The sequence below is a fragment of the Phytoactinopolyspora endophytica genome (assembly GCF_004138495.1).
Taxonomy (GTDB): domain Bacteria; phylum Actinomycetota; class Actinomycetes; order Jiangellales; family Jiangellaceae; genus Phytoactinopolyspora; species Phytoactinopolyspora endophytica.
The window spans coordinates 38,597-48,092 of sequence record NZ_ML142850.1; the positions used below are offsets into that span (position 1 = coordinate 38,597).

7 protein-coding genes are annotated in these 9,496 nt (G+C 69.1%); 2 read left to right on the forward strand and 5 right to left on the reverse strand.

The features are described from left to right. Positions 1-1,207: DUF234 domain-containing protein (locus ELR45_RS03565; RefSeq protein ID WP_205855815.1), on the forward strand; the 1,207-nt coding region annotated here is incomplete at its 5' end. Positions 1,208-1,473: 266 nt separating this feature from the next. After that, positions 1,474-2,229 (forward strand): class I SAM-dependent methyltransferase, encoded by a 756-nt coding sequence (locus tag ELR45_RS03570; protein ID WP_129663553.1) that lies wholly within the window; start codon positions 1,474-1,476, stop codon positions 2,227-2,229. Between the two features lie 9 nt (positions 2,230-2,238). Here the strand turns inward: ELR45_RS03570 and ELR45_RS03575 are convergent, their stop codons facing one another. From ELR45_RS03575 to ELR45_RS36685, 5 genes are all read right to left on the reverse strand, one after another. Continuing rightward, positions 2,239-3,348 (reverse strand): saccharopine dehydrogenase NADP-binding domain-containing protein, encoded by a 1,110-nt coding sequence (locus tag ELR45_RS03575; RefSeq protein ID WP_129663555.1) that lies wholly within the window; start codon positions 3,346-3,348, stop codon positions 2,239-2,241. Beyond that, positions 3,345-4,073: a class I SAM-dependent methyltransferase gene (locus ELR45_RS03580; RefSeq protein WP_205855816.1), complete on the reverse strand. Its 729-nt coding sequence runs from the start codon at positions 4,071-4,073 to the stop codon at positions 3,345-3,347. Before ELR45_RS03580 ends, ELR45_RS03575 begins: the two co-directional genes overlap by 4 nt. Continuing rightward, entirely contained in the window at positions 4,070-4,840 is a 771-nt protein-coding gene (locus tag ELR45_RS03585; RefSeq protein ID WP_129663557.1) for a thioesterase II family protein, read from the reverse strand. The genes ELR45_RS03580 and ELR45_RS03585 overlap by 4 nt, the downstream gene beginning before the upstream one ends. Continuing rightward, positions 4,837-5,949: a Gfo/Idh/MocA family oxidoreductase gene (locus ELR45_RS03590; RefSeq protein ID WP_129663559.1), complete on the reverse strand. Its 1,113-nt coding sequence runs from the start codon at positions 5,947-5,949 to the stop codon at positions 4,837-4,839. Before ELR45_RS03590 ends, ELR45_RS03585 begins: the two co-directional genes overlap by 4 nt. A gap of 23 nt (positions 5,950-5,972) precedes the next feature. Continuing rightward, a partial coding sequence (locus ELR45_RS36685) for an AMP-binding protein (RefSeq protein ID WP_205855817.1) occupies positions 5,973-9,496 on the reverse strand: 3,524 nt, incomplete at its 5' end.

A 9,496-nucleotide genomic window follows, 5' to 3' on the forward strand; every position in this document is an offset into this window, starting at 1 on the left:
GGATTCTTCGATCCCGGGCCGCGGCGAGCTGCCTACAACAGTGCCTACCGACTGGCTAGCCGCGTTGAAGCTTCTCGCCTTGGTGCTGCCGACCGACGCTCCCTCGGTCGTGGTGATCGACGAGTTGCCCTGGCTGGCCCAACAGGATTCTCGACTGGAGGGCCAACTACAGACCGCATGGGATCGGCACTTGTCTACCAAGCCGGTAATGTTGATCTTGGTTGGCAGTGACTTGCACATGATGGAGACGTTCACCGGCTACGATCGACCGTTCTACGGCCGCGCCACCGAAACGGTGATCAGGCCGCTCAATCCGGCCGAGGTCGCCGCAATGACCGGCTTGAACGGCGCCGACGCGCTGGATGCACACTTGATCACCGGCGGTTTCCCCGGCCTGTGCCGCATCTGGCCATCAGGCACGCCCGCACTGGAGTTCTTTGCCCAACAGTGCAACGATCCCTCCAGCCCGTTGTTCACCATGGGTGAGTTGATGCTGAACTCCGAGTTCCCGACTCCGGATCAGACTCGTCGCGTACTCGCCGCCATCGGGCACGGAGAACGCACCTTCAGCAACATCGCCAACACCGCAGGTGCCGGCCCGGGTGACGCGGTCAAGTCGGGGACTCTCGGCCCCATCCTGCAGCGACTCCAGGAAAAGCACGCCGTTGTCGCGGACTCACCGCTGGCGACCGAACCCGGTAACGGCGGGAAGCTCTATCGCATCGACGACACATACCTACGCCTCCACCTCGCCGTACTGGGTCAAGCCCAGGAAGACGTCAAGCGAGATCGGCCCGACCTAGCCGTGACTAGAATCAGGCGCCAGTGGGACACTTGGCGGGGCCGGGCTATCGAACCAACCATACGAGAAGCCTTATCCCGTGCCGCAGCCGCTGGCGAGCTACCGTGGCCGGAAGCCGAGGCCGTGGGTGGATGGTGGCCACGCGATTTCAATCCTGAAATTGACATTGTCGGCGCCGACCGTGCTCCGCTTGCACGCAAGATCTACTACACAGGTTCGATCAAATGGCTCACCTCGACCTTCGATAGACACGATTGGCGCGAATTGATTCGCGGCAGCTCGCGCGTCCCTGGAGTCACCGACGACGAGACAGGGTTCGTGGTAGTCAGCCGCTCCGGAGTCGAAGCCGACGTTACAGCCGATGTCGTGTGGAACGCGCACGATGTCCTGGCGGCTTGGAGCTGAACTCGTCCGGACCACTCCTCGCGATTAAGTCACCGACCGTCAGGAACTGGTCGAACTGGCCACCTACGCACTGAGCGCACACTCGCGACCTGACCCGCTAGAGGGCTAGATAATGAGAACTATTATTCTTGAACTGTCCGAGTGTGGCCGTTCGATCTCAGCTGAGCCGCAGCGACGTGTGCGGCTTCAACGAGGCGCACGAAGCGCCTGGCACGTTGCAGGCACAGCCCGCCATAGTCTGCACGAATCGTGATGAGGAGTAGAAAATGGAGCCCAGTGAATTCTGGTCGGTCGGCGACTACGGTGTCGTCGGCGACCTGTGGAGTCAGCCCGGGCGCGATCTGGCCGAGTCGCTCGACGTACAGGAGCGCGACGTGATCGACCTGGCCACTGGGACCGGCGTAACGGCGATCGCGCTGGCCCACGCCGGTGCCCGCTCCGTCATCGGCATCGACGTGACCCCGGTCCTGCTCAGCGAAGCGGCACGCCGTGCCGAGGCGGCCGCGGTGACCGTCGAGTGGATCGAGGCGGACGTCATGTCGATCCCGTTGCCCACCGACTCCGCGGACCTCGTCACGTCCACCTTCGGGATCGTCTTCGCCGCCGATCCCAAGCAGGCTCTCGACGAGGCCCGGCGCCTCACCCGCCCGGACGGGGACATCGTCTTCACCAGCTGGTCGGCCGCAGGCCTGTTCGGCCAGGTACGACGGACGCTGGCACCCTACTTTCCGGACGCGCCAGAGCCCTGGCACGAGACACCGGGCGACATCACAGCAATGGTCGGCGACGACGCCCGGGTGGAGGAGCGCACGTTCAACCTCACCGCTGCCTCACCGGAGGCGTTCATCGACCTCCTCGAGCAACACAGCTCTCCGATCGTGCTCGCGACGAGAACCCTGGGTGAGAGGTGGCCCCAAGCACGGAAGAGCCTGCTCGACATCGTCACCGAAGGCGGCAGCTACCACGACGGCGTGTTCCGGATCAGCGTGCCCTACCTGGTGACGAGCTTGAACGTACGGTGATCTCGCCGATCACAGCGCCCCCTCCTCCATGGCGGGCTCGGCGTCCAAGACCAGTTCGAACGCGGTGACGGCCGGCGAGCGGCGCACCGCGGCGACGACCCATCCGGGATCGAGTACGTCGGCGGCATAGCTGACGCCACGGCCGACGTTCCCCTCCACGACGGCGTGCACGACCAGAGCACCGACGGTAGCGATCAGCCGGTAGGCGTCAGCTGTGCGCATCGCCGCGGTGCGCACAACCGAGTGTCCATCCACGACGCCCGTCATCCGGAACACCAGCGCGTAATACGGCTCCCGCCCGAACAGGTCCAGCTCGGCAGCGCGGGTGAGCTCGGCCACCGCGCGTTCCATCTCCTCCCCCGCGACGGGCCGGCCGCGCATCCGGGTGAAGCTGGTGACCAGCCGATCACCCACGAACACGTTCCAGAAGTCCATGCTGTCGACGCCGATCGCGGTGGCCAGCCGCGCGGACTCTCCACTGAAGAACGGGTGCACGCTGACCCGATCCGGGAAGAACGGCACCTCGACGTCCTTGGCCGGGCCGAGCACCTTCTCCTCCAGCCGGCCGTGCCGCCAGCCCGCCAACGCATGCCCGTACCCATCACCGTCGTCGGTGTGCATGCTCAAGATCATGTCGGTGGCGCTGGACGGGCTACACCGCTCAAGCCCACCGATGTAGGTGGACAACGAGTCGACCTTGTCCATCTCGGTGGCCATCCAGCGCGGCACCAGGCTGGACAGGCCTGGCAACATGCCAGCGGACAGGACGGCCGTTCCGGCGAAGTCCGCCGAAGTCAGCCGCCGGTGGACCGGCTCGTCACCGGAGACGTCGACATAGGCGGCGCCAGCCGCGATCGCCGCGCGGGCGAGCTTGTCCAGAATCAGGTACGACGGCCCGGCGCAGTTGAGCACCACCGCGCAGCCCGCGCAGAAACGCACCACGCTGTCCGGGTCCTCGAGGTCGAACGTGAACGGTTGAGCGTCCGGGATCTCGGCGGCGATCTGCTCCAGCTCGTCCGCGCGCCTCCCGCCCAGCCGGAGCGGACCGAGGCCCATGCGGTTCAGCTCAGTGACGGCCCAGCGGCCGACGCTGCCCGTCGCACCGGCGACGGCGATCACGTGGCCGCCCGCAGCACTCCGGCCTGCATGGTCAGCTGCTCCGCGACCATGCCGGTCTCGCGGGCGAGGTCATCCAGGCCGAAGGTGTGCCATTGGCTGGTGCCGTGCACGATGCGGTCCTCGCCCGGTCCACCGGTGATGTGCCAGGTCGAGTTCAGCACCATGAGGTCGTCCTCGCCGGGCTCGCCTTGCAGGGTCGCCTCGTAGAGGTGGTCGCCGATGCGTTCCTTCGCGTAGGGCATCGGCGGCAGCTGCTGGGGCTCGCTGATCGGGAGCAGCTCGACCGCGATGGGCGCACCGGGAGCGAGCCGGGGCAGTAGCCGGTCCCAGAACTGCCTGCGCTCGTCGCGGTCGAGCATTCCCACCACGCCGAAGAGCACGACGGCGGAGAGCCGGTCCGGCAGCGGCATCGTCTCAGCCGGCTCCGCGAGGATGGTGACCCGCCGGCGCAAGTCGTCGTCGCCGGCCACCTGATGGGTGAGGACCGTACGCATCGCCAGGTCCGGTTCGGCGGCGACGATGCGGGCGTCGGGCAGGGCGTCGGCGATGATCCGTACCGTTCGCCCGGTGCCGGCGCCCACGTCGAGCACCGGCCCGGCCGCCACATCGACGTCGTCGAGCGCGGAACGCAGCGCGTCGCCGCCCTCGGAGTGGGAACGCGTGACCAAATCGTAGAACTCGACCGCTGGAGACGGGTTCAGCTCGCTCATGTCAGTGCCTTTCATGGTGTGGACAGTGGAGGGGCGGATGCCGGCCGGAGCGTCTTCGCGACGAGATCGGTCACGGCGCGACGATGCTCCACGAGGTAGAAGTGATCGCCGGGGAACTCGTGCAGCCGGAAGCCCTGGCCCGTGTACGAGGCCCAGTCTCCGGCCTCGCCCGCGGTCAGCTCGCCGTCGTCGGAACCGATCAGCGCCGTGATCGGCACCGGCAGCACGGCTCGGTCGCCGGGTACGTAACGCTCGATCAGCCGGTAGTCGTTACGCACGATCGGCAGCACCAGCGCGGCCAGTTCCGGTTCGGACAGCAGGTCGGCATTGGCAGGGCTGAGCCGCAGCAGCTCGGAACCCAGCCTGTCGTCGTCCCAGGTGTGCACCTCGCCTCCACGGTGGTGGATCGGTGGCTGGCGGCCGGAGACGAACATGTGGACCGGCGCCGGCAGTCCTCCCTGGTCCAGCCGCACGGCGACCTCGTAGGCGATCGCGCCTCCCATGCTGTGCCCGAACAGGGCGTATCCGCGCCGGGTCAGCGGAGCGATCTCGGAGGCGATCCGTTCGGCAGCCGTCGCCATGTCGTCCACGAACGGCTCGCCGAAACGATCTTCGCGCCCCGGGTACTGCACCGTGTGGATTTCGATCCGCTCGCCGACCAGACCCGGCCAGGCTCGGTACGCGCTGGCCGACCCGCCTGCGTGTGGCAGGCAGATCAGCCTCGTGGCGGCGTCCGGACGCGGCTGCAGGCAACGCAGCCAGCGGTTGTTCGGTGTCTTCATCGCAACAGCTCCAGCAGCGGCACGGGTTGTGGCTCGGGCGGATCGATCAGCGTCACCGGACCGAGCCGGGTGGACAGGTCCTGCCACACCGTCGCGATGCTCAACGCCCATTGCGACCCCTGCGACGACGGCCCGGAACCCTCCGGCTCGGCGATCTCGCGGCGCAGCTCGGTGAGAGCATCCGCCACAGCCTCGGGCCAGACACGGTCGAAGAGCTCCCGGAACGTGGGAGGCGGCTGGGTGTCGACCCGCTCGGTCGCGACCACGTCCAGCCGTTCGCTGCCGGGTCCCTCGATGACGAGCCGGCCGACGTCGTCACGGGCGCTGTGCAGGCGCGGGCTCCACAGCACCGGACCGTGCGTGTCGGCCAGCGCCAGCACACCTGACTCGAAGCCGACGCTGATCCGGTGCAGCAGCAAGGCGTGGTTGTCCGGGTCGGACGGGTTGAGCTGGTTCTGCACCCGCAGCGTCAACGGCACCCCGCCGACCACCCCGTGCAGGCTCGTGTACGGCGCGGGGGTCTCGGCCAGGGCGACGAGATCGGGCGGCAGCGCCACCGGTTCGGCGAACCGCCACGGCCGGACCCTGCCAACGGCGCGGGCGACGACATCCAGCAGCGAGTAGAGCACCTGCACCCCGCAGACCGCGTCCACGAACAGCGGCGGCTGCCGGCGGCGCATCGTCTCAGCGGCGGACAGGAACCGGCGGACCGGCTCGACGTGCGGATAAAGGGTGTTCACCCGGTAACGCACGCCATGTTCACGGGCGGCACGCAGGCAGGAGGCCAGCTCGTCCGGGTGCAGCGGATGCTCGTGCAGGACATGTATCCCCCGCTTCAGCAGCCGTTGCGTCAGTTGAGCACCGTCGCCGGCGCCGGTGCTCGACGGGACCGCGACGCAGGCGACGTCGATATCATCGGGCAGCTCTTCGGTGGCGGTGTAGCACGGCACGTCATAGCTCGCCGCGACCTGCCGGGACGCGGCGCTGCCGCGAGACAGGACACCGGCCAGCTCGAGGTCCGCCGAGGCACGCACCGCCCGCAGATGGATGCGGCCGAACCCGGTGCCGCAGACGAGCACGCTCAGGCGCCGCCCGTCCCCTGCGCCCATCCCGTCCCCTGTGCTTGCCCCGCTCACTGCCGGGCCCCTGTGAGCAGCGCGGCGATGCGGGGAGCGTTCGCTGCCGCCATGCAGCTGAAGTGGTCGCCGGGAAGGTCGTGCACGCTGAGCTCTGCCACGCAGATCCGCTCCCAGAACTCCGCCACGTCGGTCCGGGTGCCCGGGAGCAGGGTCGACGAGCCGCTGTTGCGCAGCAACGTGGTCGGGCCGGTATACGGGTCTGGACGGTGCCTGGCCACCGCGAGCATGCTCTGGCGGAACACGTCGAAGAACCGGGTGAACTCGTCGAGGGTGTAGCTGCCGGAGTTGTACGCCCCGTCCGCCGTGGCCACCTGGTGGATGGCAGCCAGCCGGTCGGGACGCTCGGCGCGGGCGAACTCACGGAAGGCGGCGCCGACAGCTGCGCTCTCGCCGTCCAGCTCGGTCAGGCAGCCGGCCGGCAGCCGCGCCGGTGAACGCTCGAGGATGCTCCGCACCGCCCGGCCGATGTCGTCGTAGCCGGCGGGCAGGCCCAGCGCGTCCAGGTCCGCCCCCATCGACTGAGCGAACAGGTACTCCACCATGAGCTCGTCCTCGACCGCCGGCGGCTGGTAGGAGCTGATCACGGTCAGCCCGTCGACAGTGGCGCCGGCCTCCGTCAGCGCCCGGGCCACCTCGGTGGCGAGCAGGCCGCCCAGGCAGTATCCGACCACGGTGAACCGGGAGCCGTGCTCCAGCAGGTCGCGTGCGTAGCCGGCGGCCAGCCGGTCGATCACCGCCTCCGGTGGCAGCGCGAGGTAGGTGTCGAGATCGGTCATCTCGACACCGAGCAGCCCGCGTTCACCGCCGCCCCGGAGCCGGGCCAGCAGCGCCTGGTACGGCTCTAGCGTCCCGGTTCCGGCGTGCACCAGCACAAACGTCGGTGCATCGTCCGAAGCGGACCCGAGCACGACGACGGGGGAACGCTCGTCGTCGGAGGCCGTGTTCCCGTCCCCAGCCGAACGCAGGTATCCGACCAGGCCTCGGACGGTGGGATCGTGCAGCATCTGGCGCAGCAGCACCGCCCAGTCCAGGCTGCCTGCCTCGGGCACCTGTTCACGCAGCCGTCCCACCATGCGCGACAGCAGGAGCGAGTCGCCGCCGAGGGAGTAGAAGTCCTGGTCCCGGCCGACGACCTCGGCGCCGAGCAGCTCCGTCCACAACGCGGCCACCCGCCGCTCCAGGTCGTCGACCACCGGGTCCCCCACCTCGATCGGCTGTCCGGGTCCAGACCCGGATCCGAGTCCGGACCCGGTCAGCCATTGGGTCAGCGCCGCCCGGTCGAGCTTGCCGTTGGCCGAGCGGGGCAGCGCGTCCACCAGCTGCACCGATCGGGGCAGCATGTAATCCGGCAGACGCGTGGCCAGGTACGCCAGCACGGCGTCGGCCGTGGTGTAGGCCCGGCTGTCGTCGAAACGGGCGAGGAACACGCCTTGACCGGCCATGGCCAGCGCGCTGTTCTCGGGCGGTACGCATACCGCGTCGGCCGCTCCGGCACCGGCCAACAGCTCCAGCCACTGGCGGCGGGTGAAGAACGCCTGACCGGTGCGGGCCCGCTCGTCATGGAAGTCTTCGGCGGTGAACTCGAACTCCATCGACACCAGCTGCGGATAGTTGTGTCGTCTGGTCGGTTCGATGAAGACCAGCCAGCCGCCCGGCGCCAGGAGCTCTCGCAGCCGGTTCAGCACCTCGCCCGCATCTCGCGAGTTGTGCAGCACGTTGGCACACAGCACCACGTCGGTGGAGTTGGGCGAGTAGCCCTGCTCCCTGATGTCGGAGTTGATGTCGAACAGGCCGTAGCGCATCCACGGGTGTTGATCGAAGGTGCCGCGGGCCTCGCTGAGGAAGAACTCCGAGACGTCGGTGAACAGGTAGTCCGGCTCCAGATCTGCGACGGCCGCGACGACGTCGGCGCTGGTCCCGGCGATTCCGGCACCCACTTCCAGGATCCGTAGCGGACCCGCGCCGTCCCGCCCGGCGTGCTGCTCGGCCAGCCGGCGGATGGCCTCCGCGACGACGCCGTTCATGCTGCGGCCCACCTGGTTCTCCCGGTATACCGCGTGCGCGGCGCCGAACTCGCCGTCGGGGAACAGGATGTCGCGGACGTCGAACTCTCCGCGCAGCATGTCGCCGAGCCGGGTGGTGCACGACCGCACGAACCCCAACAGCTCCGCGCCGTAGCCGGCGTGCCGTTCGAGCTGGTCGATGCGCTCCCAGATGTCGGACTCGCCGGCGGGGCTGGGAGGTGCCAGGTCACGGTACGTCCCGGCGGCGTCGAAGCGCAGCGCACCCGCGTCGACCAGCGCGTCGAGCCAGCGTCGCAGCAGCCGCCGGTGCCGGTCGGCGACCCCGGTGGCCGCCACGATCTCGGCCGCGGTGTGGCCCGCTCCCCGGTCGGCGAACAGGCCGTCGGCGCGCAGCTGAGCGGCCATGGCCTGCACGGCTACTTCGTCGACGCCCCGCATGAGCGCGGTGAACGTGTCCGCCTCGATGGCGTCCTCGGCTGCTGTCCAGGCGGCCGTCGCCGCGTCGATGACCTGTGCCGCAGCCGGATCGGCGGTGGCGATACCGCTGTCGGTGCGGGTGCCGGTGCCGCCGGTGCCGCTGTCGATACTGGTGGTGCCATCGGTGACGGGCTTGCTCTGGGCCAGCTCCGCGAAACCGGTCAACCGCCGAGCGTCGCGCTCGCCGTCGGCGACCACCGCGGCGTCGGCCACCGCCGGATGCGCGCGCAGCGCGGACTCGATCTCGCCGAGCTCTACCCGGTGCCCGCGGATCTTGACCTGGGTGTCCTCGCGGCCGAGGAACTCGATGGTGCCGTCGGGAAGGTAGCGGCCCAGGTCGCCGGTGCGGTACAGCCGCTCGCCCGTGCGCGGACAGGTGATGAACCGCTGTCCGGTCCGCTCCGGATCGCCGAGGTAGCCCTGGGCCAGTCCGGCGCCGCCGATGTACAGTTCGCCCGGCACCCAGTCGGGGCGGTCCTGCAGGGCGTCGTCGAGGACGTGGAAGGTCTGATTGGTCAGCGGTGTGCCGTACGGGATGCTGCGCCACTGCGGCTGGACGTCCCCGATGGGATACCAGATCGACCAGATCGCCGCCTCGGTGGCGCCGCCCAGGCTCACCACCCTCAGGTCCGGCACGGTGGCGCGAACCCGGTCCGGGAGCGCGACGGGGATCCAGTCGCCGGATAGCAACGCCAGCCGCAGCGTGCCGAGCTGGTTGTCTCCGGCCGGCGCGCCGTCCGCGTAGTCCTGAAGCATCTGCAGCTGGGACGGCACGGTGTTCCAGACCGTGATGCCGTGCCGGGCGATCAGGTCGGCCCAATGCGACGGGTCGCCGCGCCGCTCCGGGTCCGCAAGGACGACGGTGCCACCAGCGGCGAGCACCCCGAAGATGTCGTAGACAGACAGGTCGAACCCGAGGTTGACCACGCTGAGCACCCGGTCGTCCGGGCCGACACTGAAGCGCGCGTTGATGTCCTCGATGGTGTTGGCGGCCGCACGGTGGCTGATCACGACAC

Bases quoted from the DNA above. Each gene is read 5' to 3' on its own strand.
- ELR45_RS03570 (WP_129663553.1), top strand. From the start codon at position 1,474: ATGGAGCCCAGTGAATTCTGGTCGGTCGGCGACTACGGTGTCGTCGGC.
- ELR45_RS03580 (WP_205855816.1), bottom strand. From the start codon at position 4,073: ATGAAAGGCACTGACATGAGCGAGCTGAACCCGTCTCCAGCGGTCGAG.
- ELR45_RS03585 (WP_129663557.1), bottom strand. From the start codon at position 4,840: ATGAAGACACCGAACAACCGCTGGCTGCGTTGCCTGCAGCCGCGTCCG.
- ELR45_RS03590 (WP_129663559.1), bottom strand. From the start codon at position 5,949: ATGGGCGCAGGGGACGGGCGGCGCCTGAGCGTGCTCGTCTGCGGCACC.